We start from the raw sequence: 25,833 nt of genomic DNA on the forward strand, positions 1-25,833 counted from the left end.
TCGGAGAGGAGGCCGCAGCATGCCGGAACCGGCACTGAGAATCCTGATCGCCGACGACAACCCCGTCGTACGGGCGGGCCTGACCGTGCTGCTCGGCGGCCGCGACGACATCGAGGTCGTCGCGGAGGCCGTCGACGGCCACGAGGCCGTCCGACTCGCACGGCTCCGCCGCCCGGACGTCGTCCTGCTCGACGTCCGGATGCCCGGCATGGACGGCATCTCCGCGCTGCCGTACCTGGTGGACGTCGCGCCGGTGATGATGCTGACGTACAGCAGCGAGGACGAGATCGTGCGCGAGGCGCTGCGGCTGGGCGCGGGCGGCTACCTGGTGCACGGCGAGTTCAGCGCCGAGGAGCTGCTCCGGGCCGTCCGCGACGTCCGCGAGGGCCGCGCCCACCTGACCCCGTCGGCGGCGACGGCGTTGCTCGCGCAAGCCCGCTCGATGCCGGGTGCGCCGGGACCGCTCCCGGATGGCCTGGGGGGCGTCCTCCCGGCCCTCCCGCCGCAACCCGGAATTCATCGCCGAACCTCTTCGCAAACGCAACCTCTTGTGGCACGCTCTTCTGAACGTGCGCACAACCATGCGGACCACGGGCTGAGTTCGAGGGAGGTGGAGATCATGGAGCTGATCGCGACCGGGATGAGCAACCAGCAGATCGCCGCCACCTGCTTCATCAGCGAGAAGACGGTGAAGAACCACATCAACCGCATCTTCGCCAAGCTCCACACCGCCAGCCGCAGCGAGGCGATAGCCCTCTGGCTCGGCACGGCCCGCCCGGGGGTGGGCCATGTCTGACCGCCGCCCGCTCCGCGCCCGGCTTTGGGCCCGCACGTGGGCCCAGGGACCCTCCGCAGCTCCCTCCGGCCGGTCCTACGGTGCTGCGGTCACGGACCTACCGGGAGGGGAATCGCATGTCGAACGACACGATGCTCAAGGCGACGGTGCGCGTGAACGGCTGGGCGAACACCGCCGCCGCGAAGATCCGCCGGCGCTACTCAGCCTCGGACCGCGGCCAGACGGCGTTCGAGTACCTGGGGATCATCCTGGTGGTGGTCGCGATCATCGGCGCGATCATGGCTACGGGTATTGGTGGGGCGATCAGCAGCCGTATCTCCGGGCTCGTCAACTCGATCGCGTCTGGCTGATGCCTCGCTGCTTCCGCAGCGATCGAGGGCAGGCCTTCCCCATGTACGCATGGATGATGGGGGGCCTGCTCTTTGCTGTCATCGCGTTCTTCGCCATCGGACAGGCAGGCGCAAGGCGCAATGAGACTCAAGGAGCAGCTGACGCAGCAGCGTTGGCGGCGGCGCAAGCGGCGCGGGACGAGCTGGCCTCGGGATGGGATCTGAGCCTGCTCCAGCGTGACGACTGGGAGCGGCTGCTGGAGGGTGGGGCCTTCAACACGGCCAATTCCTGCGCTGCGGCTGAGACGTTCGCCAAAGCCAACGGCGCCTCTCTGACCAGTTGCGGCGTCGGCGCTGTCTTCGCTGTTCGGGTACGGGCCAGCGAAGGTATCGGCAACCCCAAGGTGACGGATGTGCGGGCTACAGCGGGTGCATCAGCTGAGATCAAGCCTCGCTGCGAAATAGCCACCTGGGACGACCCACAAAAGCCCTTCGACATCACGTGTAAGGGTCGTCGTCTGATTTCCCTTGATCCCTCTCACCTGGACCCTTGGCGCACTTTGGCTAGAACGCTGTTCGATGTGCGCTTGGTCGACTGACAGCCCAGCGAACGAGACAAGGAAGCGGCACATATGAGCACTCGGTACACCACGAAGGCCCGTCGGGGGGCGGCAGCTATTGCCATGGCGGCTGCATTGGCTCTCGCAGTGTCCGGTTGCGGTGATGATGGCGGTGGTGGCGAGCCAAACGATTCCAAAGCGTCGTCAAAAGCGCCACGCCAGACCACCAGGCAGGCAGATGAGCCGACCGAGAGTGCGCAGCCAGAGGAGAGCGCGAAGCTTGCAGAGGTGAGAGGTTCGGGCGGCGCCGTGCTCATCGTGAGCGAAGCCAAGCGGGATGCGGGTGGCTTCGTCACGGTGAGCGGGACGATCACAAACAATGGCGGCGAGGCTGTTAACACGGTCCACTGGGCAGGGACCGAAACAGACGTCCTTGCCAAGAACCCGAACTCGGTGGCAGGGGCTACGCTGATCGACAAGGTGGGGAAGAAGCGTTATTACACGCTTCGAGACACCGATGGACGCTGCCTCTGCACGACCGGTCTGGGCGTCTTGGTGCCGGGCAAGACCAGCAATTTCTTCGTCCAGTTCCCCGCACCCCCCGAAGGCACCCAAGAAGTCGACTTCACCCTCCCCACCTTCGCCACGGCGACCATCAAGATCTCCGGGTGACGCCATGACCGAGACCACCAAGCGCCCGACGCTGGCGGCCGTGACGGCCGTGGCGGCGGTGCTCGTGTTCGCAGGGGCCGGGGTCGGGGCCGGCACCGCGTACGCCGACGACAATCCGAGCGTCCCGCCCGGGACCGAGCCGTCCGCCACCGCGCCGGTGCCGATCGACTCGAACTCGCCCGGGCTGAAGCTCCCGCAGGGGGCCACGCTCGCGCCGCCCAAGGTGCTGGACATCGCGCAGGTCGTCGAGGACCTCGGCGGTGAGGAGCGGCGGCAGGACACCAACGAGTCCGTCATGTTCGCCCTCCAGGCCGAGGTGCTCTTCGGCAAGGACAGCGCCGTGCTCAACGCCCAGGCCAACGCCCGCATCCGGGCCATCGCCGACGAGATCAACCGCCAGCACGCCACCAAGGTCCGCGTCTTCGGCTTCACCGACAACCTCGGCAGCTACGAGCACGGCAAGACGCTCTCCAAGCAGCGCGCCGACGCCGTCCAGCGCGAGCTCGCCAAGACCGTCGACCCCGGAATCACCTTCGACATCCGCGGCTACAGCGAGGACTACCCCATCGCCGACAACGCCACGGAGGAGGGCCGGCGCAAGAACCGCCGCGTCGAGATCACCTTCCCGCGCGGGGAGAGTGGCCAGTAGCCCGGCAGACCCCCCACACGCCCCCGTGACGCGGCCCCGCCACCACCCTTCCGGCGGGGCCGCTTCCGTGCCCGGAGGGCCGGCTCAGCCGGCGACCCGCTCCGCCAGGAACGCCTCCCACGTCCGCCGCCCCCGCTCGCTGCCGTTCACCGTGGCCAGGTTGTCGCCCGCCCGGTACGCCTTGCCCGCCCTGCCCGGCATCCGGACCCCGAGCTGGGGCCGCCGCTTCCGGCCGCTCGCCGCCGCGTACCCGGCCACCAGTTCCCCGAGCCCGTACACCCGCGGCCCCGCGAGGTCGGCGACCCGGCCGGCGGGCTCGCCGAGGGCCAGTTCCACCAGCCGCTGCGCGACCTCGCGCGCGTCCACCGGCTCCAGCCGTACCCCGCCGGGCACCGGTACCACCGGCAGCTTCGCCATCTTCTCCGCGACGGTCAGCACCAGGTCGTGGAACTGCGCCGCGCGCAGCACGGTCCACGGGATCGCGGCCCCGGTGACGATCCGCTCCGCCTCGCGCTGCGTACGGAACCACGCCAGCGGCACCGCGTCCGTCCCGATCACCGAGATGTACACCAGGTGCCGCACCCCGGCCCGCTCCGCGGCGGAGACCAGGTTCCGGGCCACCCGGTCGTCGTCCTTCACGCCGCCCGCCAGGTGCAGTACGGTCTCCACCCCCGCGAGCGCCGCGTCGAGTCCCTCGCCGGTGAGCAGGTCCACGGCCACGTACTCCACCCCGTCGGCGTCCGGGCGGGCCCGGCGCGACAGCACGCGCACGTTCCGCCCGGCCGCCCGCAGCAGGGGCAGCACGTGCGCCCCGAGCGTCCCGGTCCCGCCGGTGACGAGGATCGGTGCGGTGGTCCTCGTGTTCTCCATGGCCGTCCCCTTCGCGTGTTCCGCAGGTGCGTGCCGCCTGCGTCTCCTTGCGTCCTGCTTCCCTGACGGAGCGGGGGCGGGAGATGTGACAGGGCGGTGCGCCGGGGCCGTCACCCGGTCGTGCGGGTCGCCGCGACGGGGCCCTCATCCGGTCGTGCCGGCCCCCGTCCGCGGCGCGAGGATCGCCGCCGCCAGGCCGCGGGCGGTGGTGGCCGGGGCGGTCGGCGGGGCGTCCCCGGTGGCCAGTGCGGCCCGTACCGTCGCTCCTTCGACGAGCAGCACCAGTTGGTCGGCCAGCTCGGGCGGGCCCCCGGCGGCCTCCGCGAGCCGGGCCAGGAGGGCGTGCAGCCGGGCCTTGTGGGCGCGTACGACGACGGCGACCGGCTCCGAGGCCTCGCCCAGCTCGCCGAAGGCGTTGAGGAAGGCGCACCCGCGGAAGCCCGGCTCGGCGAACCAGCCGCCCAGCCAGTCGAAGACCCCCAGGACCCGCTCCCGCGGCTCGGGCAGGGCCGTGACGTATGCGGTGAGGTCGTCGATCCAGCGCCGGTCGCGCCGTTCCAGGTACGCCGCCACGAGCGCTTCCTTGGACGGGAAGACCCGGTAGAGCCGCTTGAGCGGGACCCCGGACCGCTCCCGCACCCGGTCCATGCCGACGGCCTGGATGCCGTGGGCGTAGAAGAGCTCCTCCGCGGCGTCGAGCAGGAGCGCCCGGGCCTGCGCGTCCGGGTCCGGGTCCGGGTTCGGTGTGCTGGGGGTGTGTGCCATGGGGGCATTCTCCCTTGCGTCGAGAACGAGCGTTCTCTAGGGTGCGGGGAGTCGGTGGAGAACGCTCGTTCTCCCCCTTGTCCGTGCCGCACCCGTCGCCTTCAGGAGCCCTTCATGAGCCAGGCCCGTCCGGCCCCGATCCTGCCCCCGTTCACCGAGGCCACCGCCCGCGCGAAGGTCCAGGCCGCCGAGGACGCCTGGAACACCCGCGACCCCGAGCGCGTCGCGCTCGCGTACTCGGAGGACTCCGTCTGGCGCAACCGCGACCGCTTCCTCACCGGCCGGGCCGAGATCCGCGACTTCCTGCGAGAGAAGTGGAACCGGGAGCTGGACTACCGGCTCCGCAAGGAGCTCTGGTCGTACACCGGCAACCGCATCTCGGTGCGCTTCGAGTACGAATGGCACGACACGGCCGGCCAGTGGTACCGCAGCCACGGCAACGAGCAGTGGGAGTTCGCCCGCGACGGCCTCATGAGCCGCCGCGAGGCCAGCATCAACGACGTCCCCATCGAGGAGTCCGAGCGCCGCCTCCGCCAGCTGTAGCTAGAGCTAGACGGCGGCTCGGGTGCGGACGCCCTGCGCGTCGCAGGGCAGCGGCCGGCCCGGATGGTCGTGGGTGAAGTCCTCGCCGATGTCGGCGGCCGTGTCGGCCATCGCCTCGCTGGTGATCGCGATCTGCCCGGAGAACGGCCGGTCGATGTCCTCGATCAGCAGCAGCGAGCCCGTGAAGAGCCCGGCCAGCACCACGAGGAGCACGAGGTGCGAGGGCCCGCGCTGCCGCGGCAGCCCGAACGCGAACGCCCCGACCGTCGCCGCCAGCGACAGCACCATGAACCAGTAGACAACGGACGGGATCGCCGGCATCGCCTCCGACAGCCGCGTCTGGCGCGCCACCGAGCGGTCGTCGTCGGTCTCGACGAGCAGCTGGAAGGTGTTGGCGTCCTTGCGCGCGAGGTCCTTGAAGTGCCGGCGGAAGTCCGTGGACCACACCGACGCCTCGGGGGCCTTCCGGCCCTCGTCGACCATCGCCGGCCACTCGTACGTCATGATGGCCCGCGCGTAGCAGACCGCGGCCCCCTGCAGCCGCTCGCGCTGCGGCTCGGGGGCGTAGTCGGCCACCTCGTACAACTGGTCCAGGCGGTGCGCCTCGGCCCCGACGGCCGAGCCGGCGGCTCCGTACGACTCGGCCGCCACGACGATCACGAACGCCACCAGCAGCACCGCCAGTGTCTCCAGCGGGCTGATCAGGTCGCTGACCGAGGCCTCTTCGTCGTCCGATCCGTCAGCCGCGTGGCGTCGGCGGCGGAGCTGGTTGGCGCACAGGCCGACCGCGAGCGCGGCGGCCATGATGACGACGGTGATCGCGGTGAGCATGAGTGCGGCGGCCCCGGGTCGGTGGTCGGTCGTTCCCTGTCGCGGCCCGACCCCACCACGTCCGTGATCTCCCGGGAACCCCCGTTACGCCCAACGGCCCAACGGCCCCACACCCGTCCGCCGTGCCCCCCGCCTACAGCAGGTGGTCGGCCTTGCCGGCCTTGATGTCCCGGATCATCTGGCGCAGGGCCTCCGCGGAGTCGGTGAGGTGGTTCTGCTCGGCGCCGGCTATCGCGACGTAGCCGTTCCCGTCGGCGTCCGTGCCCAGCCGGAAGCAGCTCGCGCCCTCCCCGCAGAATGCGTCTTCCCAGATGATGTCAGCCATGGTCGTCTCCTCAGAGGTGCCGGGCCAGGTCGCGGATGAAATCGCGTGACCGTTCGGGGGACAGCGACAGCTTCTCCAACACGTCGAGATGGGCGCGGTATTTCGCGAGCTGGTTCTCGCCGTGCAGGAACTCCGGCCCGTGGTTGCTGTCCAGCTGGACGGTGTCGAGCTGCGGCACCCGGGACTCCACGTAGTTCACCGTGTGCCCGGCGCCGGGGAAGCCGCCGGCCGTGAACGGCAGCACGCGGAGCTCGACGTTGTCCCGGTCGGTCATGTGCAGCAGGTACTCCAGTTGTGCCCGCACCACTTCCGGGCCGCCGAACCGCATCCGCAGCGCGGCCTCGTGCACGACTCCGGTGTACTGCGGAGCTCCGACGCCTTCGAGGACCTGCTGCCGCTCCAGCCGGTGGGCCAGGCGCATGGCCACCTCGTGCTCGGGCAGGGCCGGCAGGACGCACCGGAACACGGCGAGCGCGTGGTCGCTGGTCTGGAGCAGGCCGGGGATGTGGACGGTGTGCGAGTGCCGTACGCGCACCGCATGGGCCTCCAGCTCCGCGATGTCGAGCACGGCCGCCGACAGCAGCCCCCGGTACCGCTCCCACCAGCCCCGTTGTTTGGGCGCGGCCATCCTGACCAACTCGTCGACATAGGCCGCGTCCGCGCAGTCGCAGTGGCACATGAGCGTTCGGAGCCGCTCCTCGCTGATGGCGCGGGTGCCCGACTCGATGGCGGAGATCTTGCCGCGGTCCACGCCGAGCAGCCCCGCGGCCGACTCGGCGGAGACGCCCGCGGCCACCCTTGCCTTGCGCAGCTCAGCACCGAGCCGCCTCTGACGTTCCGTCGGCGAAGTCCTCTGGGCCATGCACGCAGTCTGCCCGGTACGTCAACCCCGGAGCGATGAGTTGGCTCATGTCCACACAGTGAGTGGCATAAAGACCACCTGACGGTCTACATTCGGTAATGCACCGCTCACGCACGGGAGTTGAAGTGCATCGGGAGGGGTATGCCCATGACCCCGCCGACAAGCCACAACCACCCCACCCGCCCCGCGTAGCCATTCGTGCGCATCGAACCTCGCCGCTCACCCTCCGGCACGTCTGCCGTATACGCCTCGTATTCAAGGGAGTTCGCGATGCTCAGCCCCTTCCTGCCCGCCGCCCGCCGTGCCGGCTGCCCGGTCTCGCCGCCCGCGCCGGTGCGGTTCGCGCCCCCGCCGCCCGAACTGCTCTCCTGCTCGCTCACCATGCCCGGCGAGCCCTGCAGCGGGCGCATCGCCCGCAACACCGTGCGGGCCGCGCTGTACGCGCACGCGCTCGAACCGCTCGTGCCGGCCGCCGTGCAGTGCACCGGCGAACTGGTCGCCGCCGCCTGCCACCTCAACCCGGGGGAGGACCTCTATCTGTCCGTCCGGTACCGGGACGAGGCGCTGCGGCTCATCGTGTACGACTCCCACGCCCCGCACACCCACCCGCGCATCGCGGCGGCCTGCGACGCCCGGCGCCGATCCGCCCTGCGGCTGCTGTCCATCGTCGTCCGGGAGTGCGGTGGGGACTGGGGTTTCGGGGAGTCCCGGGAGCCGGGCGGCGGGACGCGCTCGTGGGCGGTGCTGCCGGGTGTCGGCGCCGGTGCGTACGGAAACGGCCAACCGGATTGAACCTCCGCGTGAGATGTGGTTCTTGTTACTCCGACAGCTTCACGGGGCACGTGGCCCCAGGGGGGCGGGCCGTTCGGCGGTGCCGCCCGAGGGCCTTGGTCCTGAGGGTGTCCGAGTTGTCACAGAACGATCAAATACCGGCGCAACCTCCCGCTTGGAGATGACGTCATGGCAAGCGGGAGGAGCCGACCGATGAAGATGCCGAAGAATCCCCGGGCGACGACCGGGGTGAACCACCGCGTACCGCAGCAGCCGTCCGGGCCCGCTGCCGAACCGTCGCAGCCGCCGTCCGTACCTTCGGAACCGGCTCCCGCCGGTCCCGAGGCCCGGGCGGAGGACAACCCGCCCACGCCCGCCTCGTCCGGCCCCGCCCCGGATGCCGACGACACGGGTGCTGCCGCGCCGGGTGCTGCCGCCCCGGACGTGGCCGCGCCCGTCGAGGACGCGACCCTTGCTCTGGCGAAGGGTGCCGCCTCCGCCGCGTCCAAGGACGTCGGTCCCGCGGGCCGTACGCCGTCGAAGGACGAGACCGTCAAGCTCTCCAAGGTCGCTGCCTCCGTCCCGCGCAAAGGCGCCCCCGCGGGCGCTGCAGCGGCGAAGGACGACACCGTCACGCTGATGAAGGGTGCTGCCTCCCCCGCGTCCAAGGGCGTCGGCCCCGCGGATACCGCCGCCGCTGCCGCGGACGCCGGTCCGCCGAAGGAAGCGACCCTCACGCTCGCGAAGGGTGCCGCCTCCGCCGCGCCCAAGGGTGCCGCCCCCGCGGGCGTCACCCCGTCCAAGGACGCGACCGTCACGCTCGCCAAGGGCGCGGCCTCCGGCCCGCGCAAGGGTGCCGCCCCCGCGGGCGCCGCGGACGCTGCCCCGCCGAAGGACGCGACGCTCACGCTCGCCAAGGGCAGCAAGGGCACCCAGGACGCCAAGGGCGCCACGGGCGCCAAGGGGACCCAGGACGCCAAGGGCGCCCCGCCCAAAGGCGCGGGCTCCGCCCCGTCCAAGGACGTGACCCTCACGCTCACCAAGGGCGCCGCCTCCGCCGTGCCGAAGGACGCGACCCTCGCGCTGAAGAAGGGTGCCGCCACTGCGCCTGCCGGGGGTGCCGCCGCAGTACCTGCCGAGGCCGCCCCTGGGCCCGCCGAGGGGGTCCGCCCAGCGCCCGCCGAGCGGGCGACGGCCGCCCGGAAGAAAGCGGCCCCCTCGTGGGCCAAGGGCGCAGCCTCCGCACCGACGGACGACGTGGCCCCTGAGCCCGCCGAGAGGGAAGCGCCCGCGAGGGACGCGGCCTCCGCCCCCGCGAACGGCGTGGCCTCCGTGCCCGTCACCTTCACCGTCGCCGGCGCCGCCGCCGACGACGCCGACGTGCCGGCAGAGGAGGCTCCCCTCGCCCTCGTGCCGGGCCCGGCACGGGCCGCCGAGGGCGGCAGCCCCGCCCCGGGAGCGCGGATACGCAAGTTCAGGTACCGGGCCCAGCTCGCGGTCCTGGCCTCGGCGGCCTGCCTCAGCCTGGCGGTGTGGGGCGCGGCCGAACTGACCGCCACGGAGCGCGGCCGCGAGGCGGCCGCACCCGTCACGGGCCACCGCAAGCCTCCCGTCAAGGCGGCGGCCCCGCCGGCCGCGCCGCCCGTGGCCCGCGTGCCGGAGGACATCGCCCACGCCCCGGAGGGGGGCGGCACGGCCATCACCATCACCATCGACGACGGACCGGACCCGACCTGGACGCCGCGGGTCCTCGACGTGCTGCGCGAGCACCACGTCAAGGCGGTCTTCTGCATGATCGGCCCGCAGGCCGCCGCGCACCCGGACCTGGTCCGCAAGGTGGTCGCCGAGGGCCACCGGCTCTGCGACCACACCATGTCCCACGACGTCCGCATGGACAAGAAGCCGGTCGCCTACCAGCAGAAGGAGATCCTGGACGCCCAGCGCCTGATCGCACAGGCCGCCGGCGGCACGGCCGAGGTCGAGTACTACCGCGCCCCGGGCGGCGCCTTCACGCCGGACAGCCGCCGCATCGCCGCCGCCCACGGCATGCGCCCCCTGGGCTGGAACGTGGACACCAAGGACTTCGAACGCCCCGGCGCCGACGCGATCCTGCGCACCGTCCAGCGCGAACTCCCCTCCTCGGGAGGGACGGTCCTCTTCCACGACGGCGGCGGCGACCGCACCCAGACCGTCACCGCCCTCGACCGCGTCCTGGCCTGGCTCAAGGACCAGGGCCGCGCCACGGCCTTCCCGGTCCGGCGCTAGGCCGGCCGCTTTCGGACCCGGGCCGTGCGCCCGGCTCCCGTACGACCTTCCGCCCGGGCGGCGTCCCTGTGACGCCGCCCGGGCTCTTCTCGTCCCCTCGCGCAGGTCAACTCCCTGTCGGATAGGCCTAGTTCGTCCACTGCGCGCGCGTCGGGTGCGGAACGCCCGCCGGTGGCCCCTCTCGCTGCGCGTCCGCGCGGCCGGATCCGGCCCCGGACCGGCCCCGCTGACCGCAAGCGTCCACCGCCGGTTCCGTCCAGCCGGATGCCCTTCCGCCTGCCCTGAGCTGCGACGAAGCTATTGATCAACGGCAGGGACGAGCGAAGCGAAGCCCGCCGGAAGGACCGGAGAGACGTCACCGCGGGACGTGGAACCGGGCCGACGACGCAGTGAACGCGACGGCGCACCCCGTGCCGGAAGCGTCCGACCGACTCCAGGAAAAGGGCCACTCCCATGTTCCGCACCCGTATCGCCCAGGCCGCCGCGGTCGCCGCCTTCGCCCTCGCCGCCCTCGTCCCCGCCCTGGCCGCCCACGCCACCGCCGACCAGCACACCCGCACCACCGCCACCACCGTGTGGGAGACCGCCACCACCGGCAAGCCGAAGCCCACCACCGTGTGGGAGACCGCCACCACCGGCAAGGCCACCAAGCCCCAGGCCACCACCGTCTGGGAGTAACCCGGCCAGGCCGCCACCCGCCGGCCGTCCCCTCCAGCGGCGCCCTCCGCGCGAGGCCTTCCCCCGCGCCCGCCGCACCGCCCCACCAGGCGCCTTCCGCGCCCGGCCCCCAAGGCGCCTTCAGCGCCCGGCCCACCAGGCGCCCTCCGCGCCCCGCTCCACCCGCGCCTCCCGCGCCGCGCCCCACCGGCGCCCCGCGCGTCCGTGCCGCCGTCCGACTGCTGCGCCTGCAGGGCAGCCGTCCCCGAACACGGCCTCGACACGGGTCCCGACACGGCCACCACGGCCCGACCCGAACCGGCACGGCCGCCCCCAGTCTTCGGCCTTCGACAGGCCGGCCGCGCCCCGCGCGGCACCCACCAGACCTGCTCTTACTCCGTCCTGCCTCCAGGAGCCACGCCATGTCCAAGAACCTCAAGACCGCCGCGATCCGCCTCACCTCCGCCTCCGCCCTGGCCGTCTCCGTGCTCACCGCGGTCGTGGCCACCCCGGCCACCGCCTCGCCGCTCACCGACGGCATCGCGGCCACGGCCAAGGCCGAGAACGGCAACGGCTACTGCGCCCACGGCGGTTACGTCGGCGGCCCCAACCAGTCCAGCAGCTGCACCGGCGGCACGACCCGTACCCACGCCTGGTGCGCCGACTTCGCCGGCTGGGTCTGGGCCCGCAACGGCGTCACCGGCCTGGCCACCCTGGACGACCGGGCCGCCAGCTTCATGGACTACGGCAAGAAGTACGGCACCCTCTCGAGCACCCCGCACGTCGGCGACGCGGTCGTCTACAACTACAACGGCGGCGACTACGCCGACCACGTGGCCGTCGTCACCGGCGTCAGCGGCGACACGGTCACCATCACCGGCGGCAACCAGGGCGGTTACCCGGGCCACGTCTCCACGAACTCCACCCCCTACTGGCGGGTCGGCCAGTCGCCGTGGGGCCAGCGCATCAGCGGCTACATCTCCCCGGCCGGCACCACCAACCCCCAGTACCCCAACCCCGCCTCGCTCCCCAGCGGCACGCTCGTGAAGTCCCCGAACGGCCCCGAGGTGAAGGTGATGATCTCCGGAGCCGGCGTCCCGGTCGCGGCCTCCGACGTCACGCCCGACAACTACGACCTCAGCAAGCTCGTGCTGGTGGACGACGCGGCCTTCCGCGCCCTGCCGAGCGCGCCCCCGGCCGGTACGGTCGTCCACGACCAGGCGGGCGGCGCCGCCCGCTACGTGATCATCGACAACGCCGCCCTCCAGATCGGTGGCGACGACTGGGTCCCGGCCGGCTACAACCAGCGCCCCGACATGGGCGTCCCGACCGCCTGGCTGAAGGCCGCGGCGCAGCGCACCGTACCGACCGGCACCGTCGTGATGGACCAGACCGGCACCGACCCCGCCCGCTACGTGATGGTGAACGGCACGGCGCTGCACATCTCGGCCTCCGAGTGGACCGAGGACGGCTACAACACCCAGATGCTGATGGGCGTCCCGGGCGAGTGGCTGAAGGGTGCCGTCGCCAAGACGCTGCAGGCCGGCACCGTGATCATGAACCAGTCGGGTACCGACCCGTCCCGCTACGTGATGGTGGGCGGCGCGGCCGTGCACATCTCGGCGTCGGAGTGGACGGCGAACGGCTACAACACCCAGGCCGAGATGGGCGTCCCGGGTACGTGGATGGCCGCCGCCGCGGGTAGGCAGGTCGCCAACGGGACCATCGTGAAGGACTCCTCGGGCACCGACGCGACCGTGTCCGTGATGGCGGGCGGGGTGGCCGTTCCGCTGACGTACGCGGACTTCACCGGCCTGGGTTACGACAAGCGCACGCTCGAGCTGGCCCCGGGCGAGTTCCTGAAGGCGGCCATGGCGAAGGCCGCTCCGGTGGACGGCACGATGCTGCTCTCGCCCGACAGCACCACGGTGTGGCAGGTCGTCGGCGGCAAGAAGAAGGCCCTGACCGCTGACCAGTTCGGCCCGGGCAAGCTCAACCGCGACGACGTGGTCAGCGTCCCGACCGCCTTCACCGCGAAGTTCCCGACCGTCACCGGCTGAGCCCCGCCCGCCCCGGCCCCGCTCCGGGGCACCCCCCAGGCCCGGCCCGGGACACCGCCCGAGGCGCCGCCCCCGAGCCGCCCGCCCGCCCCTCCCCGGGCGGGCGGCCCGGGTCCGGCCCGGCGCCCGGCCCGGCCCCGCAGACCACCGCCCGCACCTGCCCGAGGGATCCACCATGCGCTCCGCCGCCCGCCAGAAGTCCGCGCTCGCCGTCACCGCCGCCGCCCTGCTCGCCCTGGCCGCCCCGCTCCTGACCACCACCGAGGCCGCCGCCGCCTCCGTGGCCACCTGGGACAAGGTCGCCCAGTGCGAGGCCAGTGGGAACTGGAGCATCAACACCGGGAACGGCTACTACGGCGGCCTGCAGATCTCGCTGTCGACCTGGCGCTCCTTCGGCGGCACGGCGTACGCCTCCCGCCCCGACCTGGCCACCAAGCAGCAGCAGATCCTCACCGGCGAGAAGATCCTGGCCGGCCAGGGCGAGGGCGCCTGGCCGTCCTGCGGCCCCGCCGCCCACCTCGGCTCCGACCACACCGACCCGTACCCGGCGGGCCCGAGCTACCCCAACCCCGCCTCGCTCCCCGACGGCACGCTCGTGAAGTCCCCGAACGGGCCCGAGGTGAAGGTGATGGTCTCCGGTTCCGGCGTCCCGGTCGCGGGCTCCGACGTCGCCCCCGACAAGTACGACCTCAGCAAGATCGTGCTGATCGAGGACGGGGCCTTCCGCGCCCTGCCCAGCGCGCCCCCGGCCGGTACGGTCGTCCACGACCAGGCGGGCGGCGCCGCCCGCTACGTCGTCATCGACGGTGCCGCGCTGCCGATCTCGGCGGCCGACTGGACCGCCGACGGCTACGACCGGCGCGCCGACATGGGCGTCCCGACCGCCTGGCTGCAGGCCGCCGTCCAGCGCACCGTCAACAACGGCCGCGTGGTCATGGACCAGTCCGGCACCGACCCGGCCCGCTACGTCATGCTGGGGGGCGCCGCCCTGCACATCTCGGCCGCCGAGTGGACCGCGAACGGCTACAACACGCGGACCCTGATGGGCGTCCCGGGTGACTGGCTGCACGCGGCCGCCGCCCGTCAGATCGGCAACGGCACGATCGTCAAGGCCGCGGACGCCGACCCGACGGTGTACGTGATGGCGGGCGGGGTGGCGGTACCGCTGACGTACGCGGACTACACGGGCCTCGGCTACGACAAGCGCACCCTCGAGCAGGCGCCCGGCGAGTACCTGAAGGCCGCCGCGGCGAAGGCCGCCCCGGTGGACGGCACGATGCTCCTGTCCCCCGACAGCAACACCGTGTGGCAGGTCGTCGGGGGCAGGAAGAAGGCCATGACCGCCGACCAGTTCGGCCCCGGCAAGCTCAGCTTCGACGACGTGGTCGCCGTCCCGACCGCCTTCACCGCGAAGCTCCCGACCGCCACCGCCTGACCTGCCGGCCGCCCGCCCCCGGCCACGCGGCCGCCCGACCACCTGACGCCCCCGACAGCCTGACCGTCCCCTGCCCGACCGTTGCCGGCCTCCCTCCCTCCGGAGTGGAGGCCGGCGCCGTTGCTGCGGAGGGGTTTGAGGGGCCGTCGGTTCCTGGATGTGACGCACGGCACTCGATCAACGTGATCTGGAATGTCTCATTCCGCCCCCGATCTTCATGTTTACTCCCCCTTTACCTGTGATCTTTTTCGATTATGTTCCACGTCACCTATGCAAATCGCGAGGACGCCCTCCGCTTGTCGAGGGCCGTGCCCCGCCGACCCCGGGCCGCCCGCGGTCCGGAATAGGAGACATGTGAACACCCCCTTCGCGGGCCGCGCCCGCGACCGCGCACTGCCGCGGCGCCGCCGGACACGAGGGATCCCCGCGATAGCCGCGGGACTCGCCCTCGTCATGTCCACCTCGGTCCTGTACGGGGCCGAGGCCGCCGTCGCCGCCGACCGTACGCGCGACGCCGGGCCGGACCGCCCGAGTACCCCCACCACCGCCCCCGACGTCCCCTCCGCGAGGATCGCCGCCCGTCTGTCGGGCAAGCGCGTCGAGGCGCTCGCGGAGCGCACCGAGACGTCGACGACCTGGGTCAACCCCGACGGCGACCTCACCACCGAACTCACCGCCGGCCCGGTCCGTTTCCGCGACGCCTTCACCGGGGACTGGCGCCAGGTCGACCTCGACCTCGCCGCCAACCCGGACGGCTCCGTCGAGCCCAAGGCCCACCCGCACCGCCTGCGGCTCGGCGCGCCGGGCGGCAGGAAGCTTGCCCGGCTCTCCGACAACGCTGTCGCCGCCGCGCGCGACCTGGTGACCCTCGGCGAGGGCGACCAGCAGGTCACGCTCCAGTGGAAGGGCGGCCTGCCGGCCCCGAAGCTCGACGACAACCGGGCCACGTACGAGAACGCCGTCCCCGACGGCGACCTGGTCGTCGAGGCCACCCGCACCGGCTTCGAGCAGTACGTCCGCATCAACAAGCGCCCCGCCGCCGAGGGCTACACCTACACGCTGCCGCTGAAGGCCAAGGGCCTGAAGGTCGAGCAGCAGGGCGACGGCAGCCTGCTCTTCCTCGACAAGAAGAACAAGAAGCAGGCCGTCATGCCCGCGCCCGTCATGTGGGACGCGAGCGTCGACAAGGTCTCCGGCGAGTCCGCGCACCGCGCGAAGGCGCAGATGAAGGTCGTCCGCCACGGCGGCACCATCGACCTCGTCATCACCCCGGACGCGAAGTTCCTGGCCGACCCGGCCACCCGCTACCCGGTGACCGTCGATCCGTCCACCGCGTCGCTCGGCAACGTCTTCGACACCTACGTCCAGCAGGGCGAGACCGTCGACTGGTCGACCGACACCGAGCTGGACCTCGGCAACCCGGGCACGAAGAACGCCGACGGCACGTTCCGCACCGCGCGCTCCTTCATCACCTGGAACACCGCGCCGATCTCCGACGCGCTGGTCACCAGCGCGACGCTGAGCCTGTGGAACTTCCACTCCGGCAACACCGACTGCGTGGCCTACCCGTGGGAGGTCTGGTCGGCGGGCAAGGCGTCCACCGCGTCCCGTTGGACCGCCCAGCCGGCCTGGACGGCGAAGAAGGCGACGTCCACGGAGACCAAGGGCAACCCGGGTTGCACCTCCGCCCCGGACGGCTGGATCAACGCCAACGTCTCCACGCTGGTCCAGGAGTGGGCCTCGGCCAAGGCCGCCACCTCCGGCATGGGCCTGCGCGCCACCGACGAGTCGGTGACCGCGCAGTGGAAGCGCGTGAACTCCGCGAACGCCGCGAGCAACCCGCCCAAGCTCGTCGTGACGTACAACTACCGGCCCCGCACCGGCACCAAGCAGGAGGCGGGCCCGCCGTACTTCTCGTACAGCGGCAGCTACGTGGTCAACACCGCCACGCCGACCCTGCGCGACACCTTCGTCGACCCCAACGGTGACAAGGTCAACGGCACCTTCGAGATCCGGGACGCGGTGACCGACACGCAGGTGGGCACCTACCTGGTCTCGCCGTGGACCCCCTCCGGCCAGGTCGCCTCGGTGACCGTGCCGGCCGGTGTGCTGACCAACGGCAAGACGTACAAGTTCCGCACCTCGCCGTACGACGGCACGCACTACAACCTGGGCTGGTCCGCCTGGAAGAACTTCACGGTGGACACCTCGGCCCCCTCGGCCCCCACGGCGATCACCTCGACGGACTACCCGTCGAACGCCTGGGTCAAGGGCGGCGGCCAGGCGGGCGTCTTCAACGTCACCCCGCCCGCGGCCGACCACAACTGGCTGGAGTGGTCCCTCGACGGCGTGACGTGGACCAAGGTCGCCACCGGCGGCACCGCCGGCGCCAAGGCCGTCACCGTCACCCCGCCGCGGGACGGCAACCACACCCTCCAGGTCCGCTCCGTCGACAAGGCGGACAACAAGTCGGAGCCCCTGGAGTACGCCTTCCACGCGGGCCCCGGCGGATTCGTCCAGCCCGCCGAGGGCACCCGCACCGCGCGCCGTCTCCCGCTCGTCGCGGAGGCCGACGCCTCCAAGTACGACGCGGTGTCGTTCTCGTGGCGCCGTTCCGCCGCCGACGCCTGGACCCCGGTCCCGGCCGGTGACGTCACCCAGGGCGGCACCGCCCTGACCGCCTGGCCCGTCGCCCTCACCGGCGGCAAGAGCCCGGCGCTGACGTGGAACGCCACCGACACCGTCGACCCGGACGGCAGCATCGAGATCAAGGCCGACTTCACCGGCCCCAACGCCGCCGCCGGCAGCACCGACCCGCTGGCCGTGGTCGTCGACCGCAACGCCGGTGTCGCCGCCACCGAGACGGTCGGCCCCGGTTCCGTCAACCTCCTGACGGGTGACTACACCCTCACCGAGGCCGACGTGAAGAGCCAGGGCCTGTCCGTGGAGCGGTCCGCCTCCTCGCGCACCCCGGGTGCCGTGCAGGAGGGCCAGCTGCCCATCTTCGGCAAGGAGTGGGTCGCCGGTACGCCCGCCGAGCTCACCGGTTCCGACTACGCCTTCGTCCAGCAGCTGTCCGCGACCGCGGTGGACGTCGTCACCTCGGACGGCACGCCCATCCACTTCACCGCCGACGCGGGACAGACCGGGTGGATCCCCGAGCCCGGCTCGGAGACGCTGACCCTGACCGGCTCGGTCACCGGCTCGTTCACCCTGACCGACTCGGAGGGCGTCACCACGGCGTTCACCAAGCCGGCCGGCGCCACCACGTGGCAGCTCAGCAGCACCGGCAACCAGGGCCAGTCCGACTCCACGTCGACCGTCGAGTCGAGCACGGTCACCGTGGGCGGCAAGCAGCTGGCGCGCCCGGTGCGGGTCTTCGCCCCGACCTCCGCGACCACCGTCGCGGCCTGCAAGGCGAACCCGTCCACCAAGGGCTGCCGCGTCCTCGAGTACGTCTACGCGACGGCGACCACCGCCACCTCCGGCGCCTTCGGTGACTTCGTCAACCAGGTCAAGGAGATCAAGCTCTGGTCGACCGCGTCCGGCGCCGCCGCCGCCACGGCCAAGACCGTGCAGAGCTACGCGTACGACGACAGCGGCCGCCTGCGCGAGACCTGGGACACCCAGATCACGCCGGCCGTGAAGACTGCGTACGACTACGACGCCGCGGGCCGGGTCACCAAGCTCACGCCCCCCGGCGAGCTGGCCTGGAACTTCACCTACGGCAAGGCCGGGTCGAGCAGCGCGGCCGGTGACGGCATGCTGCTCAACGTCTCCCGCGCCGGCCTGAAGCAGGGCACCACCGACGTCGTCGAGGGCAACGCCGTGACCACCCTGGTCTACGACGTCCCGCTGTCCGGCGCCGCCGCCCCGTACCAGCTCGGCACCGCCGACGTGAAGCGCTGGGCCCAGACCGACGCCCCGAGCGACGCGACGGCCGTCTTCCCGGCCGACTCGGTCCCGTCCTCCAACGACGGCGGCACGCTCACCGCGGGCGCCTACACCCGCGCCACCGTCCACTACATGGGGACCTCGGGCCGCACCGTCGACAAGGCCGAGCCCGGTGGCGACATCACCACCACCGAGTACGACCGCTTCGGCAACACCGTCCGCGAGCTGACCGCGGCGAACCGCGAGGTGGCCATCGGCACCTCGGCGGCCGCCGTCGCCGCCCGCACCGGGCTCGGCATCGCCCAGCTCACCGAGGCGGAGCGCGCCGACCTGCTCTCCACGAGCACGGTCTACGACGCCCGCGGCACCCGCGAGCTCGAGGAGTTCGGTCCGCTGCGCCGGATCGACCTGACGGCCGACCTGAAGTCCGGCGCCACCACCCTGGTCGCCGCCGGTACCCCGGTCACCGCCCGCTCGTGGAAGGTCACCTCGTACGACGAGGGCCGGCCCACCGACGGCAGCGCGGTCGTCAAGGACCAGGTCACGCACGTGACCACCGGTGCCCAGGTGCGCGAGCACCCGACCGTCCAGGGTGAGGCCCGGACCGTCGAGACCCAGTACGACTGGGCCAAGGGCCTGCCGGTCAAGACGATCGAGGACCCGGCGGGCCTGGCGCTCACCACCACCACGGAGTACGACGCCCAGGGCCGCGTGACCAAGGTCATCCAGCCCGGCGGCACCGGCACCGACGCCACCACGAAGGTCACCACCTACTGGTCGGCGACCGGTACCGGCGCCTGCCAGGGACGTCCGGAGTGGGCGGACATGATCTGCTCCACCGGCCCGGCCGGAGCCGTCACCGGGGGCGGGTCCAACCCGACCACGCTGCCGGTGAAGACGTTCGAGTACGACTGGTGGGGCATCACGTCGAAGGTCACGGAGACCTCCGGGGCCACGACGCGCACCACCACCACGACCACGGACGCGGCGGGCCGCGTCGCCTCGGTGTCGACCACCGGCGGCCTCGGACAGGCCACCCCGGCGACGACCGCCGAGTACGACCCGGCCACCGGTCGTGAGACCAGGACGGTCTCGCCCACGGGCGGCACCCTCACCACCGTCTACGACAAGCTCGGCCGTCCGACCTCGTACACCGACGCCGACGGTGGTACGACCACCACGGAGTACGACCTCCTGGGCCGGAAGGTCAAGACGTCGAACAGCGTTCCGTCCTCGGTGACCTACACCTACGACCACGCGGCCGAGCCGCGCGGTCTGGTCACCAAGGCCGTGGACTCCGTGGCCGGCACCTTCACCGCCTCCTACGACGCGGACGGTGCCCTGGTGTCGGAGCAGCTGCCGGGCGGCTACACGCTCAAGCAGTCCTTCGACCCGACGGGCACGCCCGTCGAGCGCGCGTACACCCGTGACAGCGACGGCGTCCTGGTCCAGTCCGACACCACCAGCCGCTCCATCCACGGCCAGGTGACCACGGACGCGCAGGACTCCGAGCAGGTCTACGGCTACGACGCCGTCGGCCGGCTCACCTCGGTGGAGGACACCGCCGAGACGGTCTGCACCAAGCGCACGTACGCGTTCGACGGCCGGTCCAACCGGACCTCGCTGACCACGGCCACCGGCACCCCGGGTGCGGACTGCCCGACCAGCGGGGGCACCACCACCTCCACCACGTACGACAGCGCCGACCGGCAGTCCACCGCCGGCTACGTGTACGACGCCTTCGGCCGCACCACCGCCAAGCCCGGCGGCGTGGCCCTCGGCTACTACACCAACGACCGGGTCTACCAGGAGACGCTGGGCAGCCAGCGCCAGACCTGGAAGCTCGACGGCTCCCAGCGCATCCGCTCCTGGACGGTCGAGTCCAACAGCGGCGGCACGTGGACCCAGACCCAGTCGAAGGTCAACCACTACGACTGCGGCTGCGACCGGCCCAGCTGGGTCCTGGAGGACTCCGCCACCGGAACGGTCACCCGCAACGTCGACTCGCTCGGCGGCGGCCTCGCGGCCACCACGAGCAAGACCGGCAACACGGTGCTGCAGCTCAGTGACATCCACGGTGACGTCTCCCTGCAGCTGCCGCTGGACACCTCGGTCGCGCCCACCGTCCTCGACACGGACGAGTACGGCAACACCCGTGCCGGCAGCAAGCCCGCCCGCTACGACTGGCTGGGCAGCCAGCAGCGGTCCGGCGACACGCTCTCCGGCCTGACGCTGATGGGCGCCCGCCTGTACGACCCGGCCACCGGTCGGTTCCTGCAGGCCGACCCGGCCGCCGAGGGAGGTGCGAACGCCTACGGCTACCCGGCCGACCCCGTCACGATGTACGACCTCGGTGGCAAGTGGTGGTGGTCGGAGAGCACCTGGTGGAAGATCGCCAAGTGCGCCTGGGCCATCATCGAGGTCGCCATGTGGGCCGGCGGCGTCGGCTGGCTGATGAAGGCGTACAAGATCCGCCAGGCGGTGCGCATCATCCGCCGGGTCGGCTTCAAGCGCATGTGGAACATGATCAAGGCGCTGCGCAACACCCCCAGGCGCAGGTGGTGGCAGACCGCCCGCCATGTCGGTGCCGGCCTGTACACCGCGTTCGGCGTGCTCATGGGCTTCTCGTCGGTCCAGGAGGACTGCTGGGACGCCTTCCACTGACGTGACGGCCGCCCGGCACTGACCGGGCGGCCCGCCACCGACGCGTGAGAACGGTACGGGGACCCGCGGCCCGCGGGTCCCCGTACCGCCCGCCCCTCTCCCACCGAAGGGAAATCCCCCATGTCCCCCGGCTTCTGGCAGGCCGCCGGCACCGTCGCCCTGATGGCCGCCGTCCTCATCGTCGCGACCTTCCTGGTCCTCCTCGTACGGGCGTCCCGCAAGCGGACGCCCCGGGACCGCCGCCCCCGCCTGTACTTCTCCGCTCCCGCGGTCATCGCCGCCGTCCTCGGCTTCGTCCTCGGCGCGCTGGCCACCGGCAGGTCCCTGCACCTCGGCCTCGACGAGTTCAGGGCCCTTTCCGTCCCGATCAGCGCCGGCCTCGCCGCCCACGGCGTCCTCCGCACCCGTGGCGCGCGCGTCGCCGAGTTCGCCGGAGCCGCCATCGCCCTCACCATCGGCACCCTGGTCTCCGGGGCCACCACCTACTTCGGCTTCTGACGGCCGCTTCCCGGCGGGGCTTCTGACGGCCGGTGGCGGCCACCGACGGGACCCCCTCCAACACGCCGACCGTCCGTCAGGCGGGTGAGGGTCGCCGGGGCCGGGCCGCCGGGGGTGTTCCCTGAGTGGGTCCGCACGCAGCACGTCCCAGGAGCCACCCGTGACCATCGCCCCCAAGAACCTCACCGACCCCACCGTCGCCAAGTTCGTGACCGCCGTGAACGCGCACGACAAGGAGGCGTTCACGGCGCTGCTCACGCCCTCGGCCACGATGTCCGACGACGGCGCGGACCGGGACCTCGACGAGTGGGTGGACCGCGAGATCTTCGACTCGAACGGCCACATGGACGTGCAGTCCGAGTCCGACCACGGCCGGGCGATCACCGTCAACTACCGCAACGACGCCTGGGGCGAGATGCGCACCGCCTGGCGCTTCACCGTCACCGACGGCGGCCAGGTGAGCCGCTTCGAGACGGGCCAGGCCTGAGAGCGCTTCGCGAGGAGTGTCCGGCGGTGGCACATTCCGATCATCGGGCGGCCGTACGGGTGAACGGGCGGCCCCCGCAGTTCCGGCGGGCCCGCGCCCCGCGTTGTCCGGGCATGACCCCCATGACCAGCCCCCGCACGGGCACCCGCACCCGCCGCGCCGCCCCGCTCCTCGCCGCCGGCCTCGCCCTGCTCGCGGCGGGCACCGCCGCCACCGCCACCGCCGCCGCGCCGCTCCCGGACGCGTACACCCAGGACCCGGCCGGCGGCGACAAGGCGATGCGCACCGCATGGACGAAGGACGAGCACCACCGGCTGGAGGCCCAGTTCCGCTTCCACCCGGGAGTCGTGTTCCAGACCCGCAAGCGCCCCGCGACGCAGGAGGCGCCCGACTGGGGCGGGACGGCGCCGGACCCGGCGACGCTGGCGTACGAGCCGAAGGTCGAGTTCGCGTACGACGTCTACAGCGGCCGGCTGCTGCGCGGCAGCTCGCTCGGCGACGCCAAGAAGGGCACGCACGACGTGACCCTCGACGCGACGGTGGTCTCGGAGCGGGGCGCGAAGGTCGCGGAGTTCCACGAGGCGAAGGCCGGCCGGCCCGCCGGCTTCCGTGCGGTGTACCCGCTGGGCCGCCGCGTCGCCTGCGACTCCGGGGCGTACACGGTGCGCTGGTCGATCACCCGGAACGGTCCCGCCGACGCGACGGCGACGGTGCGGGGCACGCTGCGCTGGGACTCCGACTGCGCCCGGCTCCGCAAGGCGTTCGGCTGAGCGGTGCGCGCGGGGAGGACGCGGAGGGCCAGGGCGGCACGGGGGAGAGGGCGAGGGCGGAGGGCGGAGCTGGGGAGGGGGGGCGGCGGATCGCCCCGCCGGCGCCTTGTGGGCGCGGTGCGGGCGACCGCCGGGGGCGTCGGATCGACGCCGTGCAGTCATCGTGCCGGGGCGGGGGTGGGCCGCGGCGGGGTCGAAGGTCCCGTACGCGCGGGGCGCAGGACCCTCGGGAGGGGCAGGGACGTGCCTCGGCGGGAAGCCGGTCGTACGGGGGGAGGACGGCCGGTCTCTCACGGGGGAGGCCCCGGCCCGGTCAGTCGCGCGCGGCCGACCGCGCCTTCTCGGCGATGTCCTCCAGGACGCGCTTCGGGTCCGCGTCGGGGGCGACGGCGCGCCCGATGTTGCGCTTGATGGTGTCGCTGACGCTCAGCCAGGACGGCGAGTTCACCGGGTAGAGCTGCGCGCCGCGCAGCGCGGTGAGGAACTGCGCGTCGGTCCCGTCCGCCGTCGTGTCCTTCGAGGCGCGGCCGGCGGTGACGGTCGAGGGCAGCAGATGGTAGCGGCCCGCGAACTCCTCGAGGTTCTTGTCCTCGTAGAGGAAATCGAGGAACCTTCCGATCGGCTCGCGGTTTCCGTTCTCCTTGAACGCCACCATCCAGTCGGCCACGCCGAACGTCGGCGGGGTTTCCCCGCTCGCCGCCAGCCAGTCCGCCTGGGGCATTTCGATGGCGCCGACGGAAATTCCGCGCCTGGCGGCCTCGTGCGAGAGCGACGGATAGCCGTTGAGCATGCCGACGTCTCCGCGCAGGAAGGCGTCGAAGGCGTCCTGGCGGTTGAAGGCGGCGGGCTCGCCGGGGCCGGTCAGGCCCGGGCGCACGAGGTTGTCGCGGATCCACTTGAACGTCTGGACGTTCGCGTCGGAGGCGATGTTGTAGCCGCCGCTGCTGTCGGCCCAGCCGCCGCCGTTGGAGAGCTCCCAGATCATCGACTCCGCGTGCGCCTCCTCGGGGCCCAGCGGCAGAGCGTACGGGTACTTCACCCCGGCGCTCTTGAGGGCCTTGGCGTCGGCCTTCAGGTCGGACCAGGTCTTCGGCGTGCCGTCGATGCCGGCCTGCCGGAAGAGGCTCTTGTTGTAGAAGAGGAGCCGGCTGCTGGCGACCCACGGGAGGCCGTACAGCCTGCTGCCGATCGACCCGGCCTCGGAGAGCGGCGGCAGGAAGTTGGCCTCGGCGGAGACCGACAGCAGCTCGTCGGCGCCGTAGAGCTCGCCCGCCACGGCGAAGTCCGAGTAGGCGCCCATCAGGGCCATGTCGGGCGCGTCGCCGTCCTTGACCATGCGGGTGACCTCGCGGTCCACGTCGGTCCAGGGCAGCAGCTTCACCTCCACGGAGGTGTCCGGGTTCTGGTCGTGGAACGCCTTGGTGACCTCGTCCCAGTACGCCTTGGAGCTGGTGGCCGCGGTGTCGCCGTATTCGGCGGCGACGAGCCGGAGCGTGGTGCCGCTGCCGGTTCCGGCGGACGTGCCGCAGCCGGTGAGTGTGAGTGTGCCGAGCAGGCCGAGCGCGGCGGTCGCCGCGGCCGGGCCGAACAGTCTTCGTCGCACGGTCGGTGTCCCCTGAATTCCTTTTGGTTCGTGTTGCTGCTTGTCGGTTTGGGTTGCTCAGGGTTGCCGTGTCCCTCGGTGGCCCGTTGCGCCGGAATTCTCTCCCGGGGTTCGGGCGGATGGATCCCCCGGGGCGGCAGTTGTGGGCAATGCTCCAACTGGCCGAATTCCTACTGGTGTTTTCCGATATCTGATCGACTTTTATGACGCGCGTAGACCCCGCTTCGCGGGCGTTTTCCGGGGGGCGGAGAGGGCCCGGCGGACCGACCGGTCGGTGCGACTGGCGGTGTGCGTGGCGCGATCCGGGCGGCGGCGCACGGGCATGCGGAACGCGACACGCGGAACGCGGAACGCCGCCCGCGCGAGGTGGCGCGGACGGCGTCGAGGGGCGAGGGCCCCGGGTGGGGGTGGCGGTGGAGGAGGAGGCTGCGCTCAGCGGCCGGCGTAGGGGTCCGGCTCGCCCGTCTCGGGGTTGAGGCCGGCGAGCCAGCGGCGCTGCGCCTCGCGCCAGTTCACGAAGGACTGGGGGCGCTCGCTGTCCCAGAAGACGAGGCTGACCGGGTTCAGGTCGAACTCGTCCTTGAACAGCCGGCACAGGAACTCGGCCATCCCGTACGGGTAGAGCGCGAACTCCTCCGCCGTGTGGCGGCCGCAGACGAGCACCGGCCAGCGGTCCGGATCGGGGTCCACGGTGTGCCAGCACAGTATGTCCGCGCCCGCGGTGACGCCCCAGGCGAGGATGTGCTCGGGGTCGGTGTCGAAGGCGGTCCGCCCGCCGAGCCCGTGCCAGGTGGTGCGGGCGTTGGCGGTCTCCTCCGCCATCTGGTCCGGGTCGTACTGGGGGCCGTGCGCGGCGAGCGGCAGCAGGACGCTGGCCTCGCCGTTGATCGAGCCCGCACCGAAGCGCTCCATGAAGGCCACGTAGTCGGCGGGGAAGCGGGTGCCCCAGGCGGCCTCGGCGGCCGTCCAGTCGATCTCCTCGTCGGCGCCGTGCACCGCGGGCATCAGCCGCTCCAGCGCCTCGACCTGCGCGTTCTTCGCCATCCCCGCTCCCCGACGCCCTGACGCTCCGCTCCGGCCAACCGCCCTAACCTACCGTGGGCCCGTCGGCCTCCGGTACGGGCCCGGCCCCGCCGCCGGGCACGAGGCCGACGGTCGTGCCGGGGACCAGGCCCCAGGAGGCGAACCGGCCGGCCTCGGCTTCCAGGACGTGGCGGGAGCGCGGGCGCGGGAGGCCCAGGCGGCCCGGGCGCATCGTCCGGACCGCGCGGACGCGCAGGTTCCGGTCCAGGTACGCGACGTCGATCGCGAAGCGCATCCCGAACGTGTGGACGCTCCCCGCCGGGGTCAGCAGCAGGGCCCCCTGGATGCCGTCCCGGCCCAGCAGCCCCCGCGTACGGGTCCGGTACGAGGCGGCCACCTCCAGCGGCACCTCGCGGTCGGCCGCGCCCCCGGGCGCCCCCGGGACCCTCAGGATCCCCGTCCCGTCCCGCCAGCGCCGCCCGCCGCCCATCGCGCCCCCACCCC

Annotated in this window: 23 protein-coding genes; 15 read left to right on the plus strand and 8 right to left on the minus strand. The window is 72.5% G+C overall.

Annotation, left to right across the window (positions count from 1 at the left end; translation table 11 throughout):
- The first annotated feature begins 19 nt into the window (after window positions 1–19).
- From IF43_RS0119780 to IF43_RS0119795, 5 genes are all read left to right on the plus strand, one after another.
- Window positions 20–796, plus strand: coding sequence for a response regulator transcription factor (locus IF43_RS0119780; protein WP_051795655.1), 777 nt, complete (start codon window positions 20–22; stop codon window positions 794–796).
- Between the two features lie 116 nt (window positions 797–912).
- Entirely contained in the window at window positions 913–1,146 is a 234-nt protein-coding gene (locus IF43_RS0119785; RefSeq protein WP_030202164.1) for a hypothetical protein, read from the plus strand.
- Window positions 1,146–1,724, plus strand: a complete 579-nt coding sequence (locus tag IF43_RS39610) for a pilus assembly protein TadG-related protein (protein ID WP_078910294.1) — start codon at window positions 1,146–1,148, stop codon at window positions 1,722–1,724. The genes IF43_RS0119785 and IF43_RS39610 overlap by 1 nt, the downstream gene beginning before the upstream one ends.
- A 33-nt stretch (window positions 1,725–1,757) precedes the next feature.
- A complete protein-coding gene (locus IF43_RS42795; protein ID WP_030202167.1) occupies window positions 1,758–2,357 on the plus strand; it encodes a hypothetical protein in 600 nt (199 codons plus the stop codon).
- 4 nt (window positions 2,358–2,361) lie between these two features.
- Window positions 2,362–3,006: an OmpA family protein gene (locus IF43_RS0119795; protein ID WP_030202170.1), complete on the plus strand. Its 645-nt coding sequence runs from the start codon at window positions 2,362–2,364 to the stop codon at window positions 3,004–3,006.
- 84 nt (window positions 3,007–3,090) lie between these two features.
- Here the strand turns inward: IF43_RS0119795 and IF43_RS0119800 are convergent, their stop codons facing one another.
- Together IF43_RS0119800 and IF43_RS0119805 are read right to left on the minus strand one after the other, a co-directional pair.
- Window positions 3,091–3,876, minus strand: a complete 786-nt coding sequence (locus IF43_RS0119800; RefSeq protein ID WP_030202174.1) for an SDR family oxidoreductase — start codon at window positions 3,874–3,876, stop codon at window positions 3,091–3,093.
- A gap of 144 nt (window positions 3,877–4,020) precedes the next feature.
- Window positions 4,021–4,641: a TetR/AcrR family transcriptional regulator gene (locus IF43_RS0119805; RefSeq protein WP_051795656.1), complete on the minus strand. Its 621-nt coding sequence runs from the start codon at window positions 4,639–4,641 to the stop codon at window positions 4,021–4,023.
- Window positions 4,642–4,755: 114 nt separating this feature from the next.
- Between IF43_RS0119805 and IF43_RS0119810 the strand changes: the two genes are divergently transcribed.
- Window positions 4,756–5,184, plus strand: a complete 429-nt coding sequence (locus IF43_RS0119810; protein ID WP_030202185.1) for a nuclear transport factor 2 family protein — start codon at window positions 4,756–4,758, stop codon at window positions 5,182–5,184.
- 6 nt (window positions 5,185–5,190) lie between these two features.
- On the opposite strand, the gene IF43_RS0119815 is transcribed toward IF43_RS0119810, so the two are convergent.
- From IF43_RS0119815 to IF43_RS0119825, 3 genes are all read right to left on the minus strand, one after another.
- Window positions 5,191–6,015, minus strand: a complete 825-nt coding sequence (locus tag IF43_RS0119815; RefSeq protein ID WP_051795658.1) for a DUF4239 domain-containing protein — start codon at window positions 6,013–6,015, stop codon at window positions 5,191–5,193.
- A gap of 133 nt (window positions 6,016–6,148) precedes the next feature.
- On the minus strand, window positions 6,149–6,340 hold the full coding sequence (locus IF43_RS0119820) for a hypothetical protein (RefSeq protein WP_030202187.1): 192 nt from the start codon (window positions 6,338–6,340) through the stop codon (window positions 6,149–6,151).
- A gap of 10 nt (window positions 6,341–6,350) precedes the next feature.
- Window positions 6,351–7,202, minus strand: a complete 852-nt coding sequence (locus IF43_RS0119825; RefSeq protein ID WP_030202188.1) for a helix-turn-helix transcriptional regulator — start codon at window positions 7,200–7,202, stop codon at window positions 6,351–6,353.
- 270 nt (window positions 7,203–7,472) lie between these two features.
- Between IF43_RS0119825 and IF43_RS0119830 the strand changes: the two genes are divergently transcribed.
- The 9 genes from IF43_RS0119830 to IF43_RS0119870 all read left to right on the plus strand — a co-directional run bounded on the left by IF43_RS0119830 (window position 7,473) and on the right by IF43_RS0119870 (window position 22,703).
- Complete coding sequence (locus IF43_RS0119830; protein ID WP_051795659.1) at window positions 7,473–7,994, plus strand: hypothetical protein; 522 nt, start codon at window positions 7,473–7,475, stop codon at window positions 7,992–7,994.
- A 1,443-nt stretch (window positions 7,995–9,437) separates the two neighbouring features.
- Window positions 9,438–10,238 carry a polysaccharide deacetylase family protein gene (locus tag IF43_RS40865; protein ID WP_030202193.1) on the plus strand — a complete coding sequence of 267 codons (801 nt, stop codon included), beginning with the start codon at window positions 9,438–9,440 and terminating at the stop codon, window positions 10,236–10,238.
- 453 nt (window positions 10,239–10,691) lie between these two features.
- The gene (locus IF43_RS0119840) at window positions 10,692–10,916 is read left to right on the plus strand and encodes a hypothetical protein (RefSeq protein ID WP_030202195.1); all 225 of its coding nucleotides are present in this window, start codon (window positions 10,692–10,694) and stop codon (window positions 10,914–10,916) included.
- 401 nt (window positions 10,917–11,317) lie between these two features.
- Window positions 11,318–12,955, plus strand: a complete 1,638-nt coding sequence (locus tag IF43_RS42800) for a CHAP domain-containing protein (protein ID WP_030202198.1) — start codon at window positions 11,318–11,320, stop codon at window positions 12,953–12,955.
- A 175-nt stretch (window positions 12,956–13,130) separates the two neighbouring features.
- Complete coding sequence (locus IF43_RS43720; protein WP_051795661.1) at window positions 13,131–14,390, plus strand: transglycosylase family protein; 1,260 nt, start codon at window positions 13,131–13,133, stop codon at window positions 14,388–14,390.
- A gap of 453 nt (window positions 14,391–14,843) precedes the next feature.
- Window positions 14,844–20,948, plus strand: coding sequence for a DNRLRE domain-containing protein (locus tag IF43_RS0119855; RefSeq protein WP_078910299.1), 6,105 nt, complete (start codon window positions 14,844–14,846; stop codon window positions 20,946–20,948).
- Window positions 20,949–21,068: 120 nt separating this feature from the next.
- Entirely contained in the window at window positions 21,069–21,446 is a 378-nt protein-coding gene (locus IF43_RS0119860; RefSeq protein WP_030202208.1) for a hypothetical protein, read from the plus strand.
- Between the two features lie 160 nt (window positions 21,447–21,606).
- Entirely contained in the window at window positions 21,607–21,933 is a 327-nt protein-coding gene (locus tag IF43_RS0119865; protein WP_030202209.1) for a hypothetical protein, read from the plus strand.
- A gap of 122 nt (window positions 21,934–22,055) precedes the next feature.
- Window positions 22,056–22,703 carry a hypothetical protein gene (locus IF43_RS0119870; protein WP_030202213.1) on the plus strand — a complete coding sequence of 216 codons (648 nt, stop codon included), beginning with the start codon at window positions 22,056–22,058 and terminating at the stop codon, window positions 22,701–22,703.
- 313 nt (window positions 22,704–23,016) lie between these two features.
- On the opposite strand, the gene IF43_RS0119875 is transcribed toward IF43_RS0119870, so the two are convergent.
- The 3 genes from IF43_RS0119875 to IF43_RS0119885 form a co-directional block, all read right to left on the minus strand.
- Window positions 23,017–24,306, minus strand: a complete 1,290-nt coding sequence (locus tag IF43_RS0119875) for an extracellular solute-binding protein (protein ID WP_030202215.1) — start codon at window positions 24,304–24,306, stop codon at window positions 23,017–23,019.
- A 432-nt stretch (window positions 24,307–24,738) separates the two neighbouring features.
- Complete coding sequence (locus IF43_RS0119880; protein WP_030202216.1) at window positions 24,739–25,350, minus strand: SMI1/KNR4 family protein; 612 nt, start codon at window positions 25,348–25,350, stop codon at window positions 24,739–24,741.
- Window positions 25,351–25,393: 43 nt separating this feature from the next.
- Entirely contained in the window at window positions 25,394–25,819 is a 426-nt protein-coding gene (locus tag IF43_RS0119885; protein WP_030202219.1) for a DUF192 domain-containing protein, read from the minus strand.
- Window positions 25,820–25,833 lie beyond the last annotated feature (14 nt).

The organism is Streptomyces sp. NRRL S-87 (genome assembly GCF_000719335.1).
Classification (GTDB): domain Bacteria; phylum Actinomycetota; class Actinomycetes; order Streptomycetales; family Streptomycetaceae; genus Streptomyces.

Excerpts from the sequence above, each read along its gene's own strand:
- IF43_RS0119810 (WP_030202185.1), top strand. The coding sequence starts at position 4,756 with ATGAGCCAGGCCCGTCCGGCCCCGATCCTGCCCCCGTTCACCGAGGCC.
- IF43_RS0119780 (WP_051795655.1), top strand. The coding sequence starts at position 20 with ATGCCGGAACCGGCACTGAGAATCCTGATCGCCGACGACAACCCCGTC.
- IF43_RS0119820 (WP_030202187.1), bottom strand. The coding sequence starts at position 6,340 with ATGGCTGACATCATCTGGGAAGACGCATTCTGCGGGGAGGGCGCGAGC.
- IF43_RS0119870 (WP_030202213.1), top strand. The coding sequence starts at position 22,056 with ATGACCAGCCCCCGCACGGGCACCCGCACCCGCCGCGCCGCCCCGCTC.
- IF43_RS39610 (WP_078910294.1), top strand. The coding sequence starts at position 1,146 with ATGCCTCGCTGCTTCCGCAGCGATCGAGGGCAGGCCTTCCCCATGTAC.
- IF43_RS0119800 (WP_030202174.1), bottom strand. The coding sequence starts at position 3,876 with ATGGAGAACACGAGGACCACCGCACCGATCCTCGTCACCGGCGGGACC.
- IF43_RS0119825 (WP_030202188.1), bottom strand. The coding sequence starts at position 7,202 with ATGGCCCAGAGGACTTCGCCGACGGAACGTCAGAGGCGGCTCGGTGCT.
- IF43_RS0119805 (WP_051795656.1), bottom strand. The coding sequence starts at position 4,641 with ATGGCACACACCCCCAGCACACCGAACCCGGACCCGGACCCGGACGCG.
- IF43_RS42795 (WP_030202167.1), top strand. The coding sequence starts at position 1,758 with ATGAGCACTCGGTACACCACGAAGGCCCGTCGGGGGGCGGCAGCTATT.
- IF43_RS0119885 (WP_030202219.1), bottom strand. The coding sequence starts at position 25,819 with ATGGGCGGCGGGCGGCGCTGGCGGGACGGGACGGGGATCCTGAGGGTC.
- IF43_RS0119830 (WP_051795659.1), top strand. The coding sequence starts at position 7,473 with ATGCTCAGCCCCTTCCTGCCCGCCGCCCGCCGTGCCGGCTGCCCGGTC.
- IF43_RS0119880 (WP_030202216.1), bottom strand. The coding sequence starts at position 25,350 with ATGGCGAAGAACGCGCAGGTCGAGGCGCTGGAGCGGCTGATGCCCGCG.
- IF43_RS43720 (WP_051795661.1), top strand. The coding sequence starts at position 13,131 with ATGCGCTCCGCCGCCCGCCAGAAGTCCGCGCTCGCCGTCACCGCCGCC.
- IF43_RS42800 (WP_030202198.1), top strand. The coding sequence starts at position 11,318 with ATGTCCAAGAACCTCAAGACCGCCGCGATCCGCCTCACCTCCGCCTCC.
- IF43_RS0119840 (WP_030202195.1), top strand. The coding sequence starts at position 10,692 with ATGTTCCGCACCCGTATCGCCCAGGCCGCCGCGGTCGCCGCCTTCGCC.
- IF43_RS0119860 (WP_030202208.1), top strand. The coding sequence starts at position 21,069 with ATGTCCCCCGGCTTCTGGCAGGCCGCCGGCACCGTCGCCCTGATGGCC.
- IF43_RS0119795 (WP_030202170.1), top strand. The coding sequence starts at position 2,362 with ATGACCGAGACCACCAAGCGCCCGACGCTGGCGGCCGTGACGGCCGTG.
- IF43_RS0119785 (WP_030202164.1), top strand. The coding sequence starts at position 913 with ATGTCGAACGACACGATGCTCAAGGCGACGGTGCGCGTGAACGGCTGG.
- IF43_RS0119815 (WP_051795658.1), bottom strand. The coding sequence starts at position 6,015 with ATGCTCACCGCGATCACCGTCGTCATCATGGCCGCCGCGCTCGCGGTC.
- IF43_RS0119855 (WP_078910299.1), top strand. The coding sequence starts at position 14,844 with ATGTCCACCTCGGTCCTGTACGGGGCCGAGGCCGCCGTCGCCGCCGAC.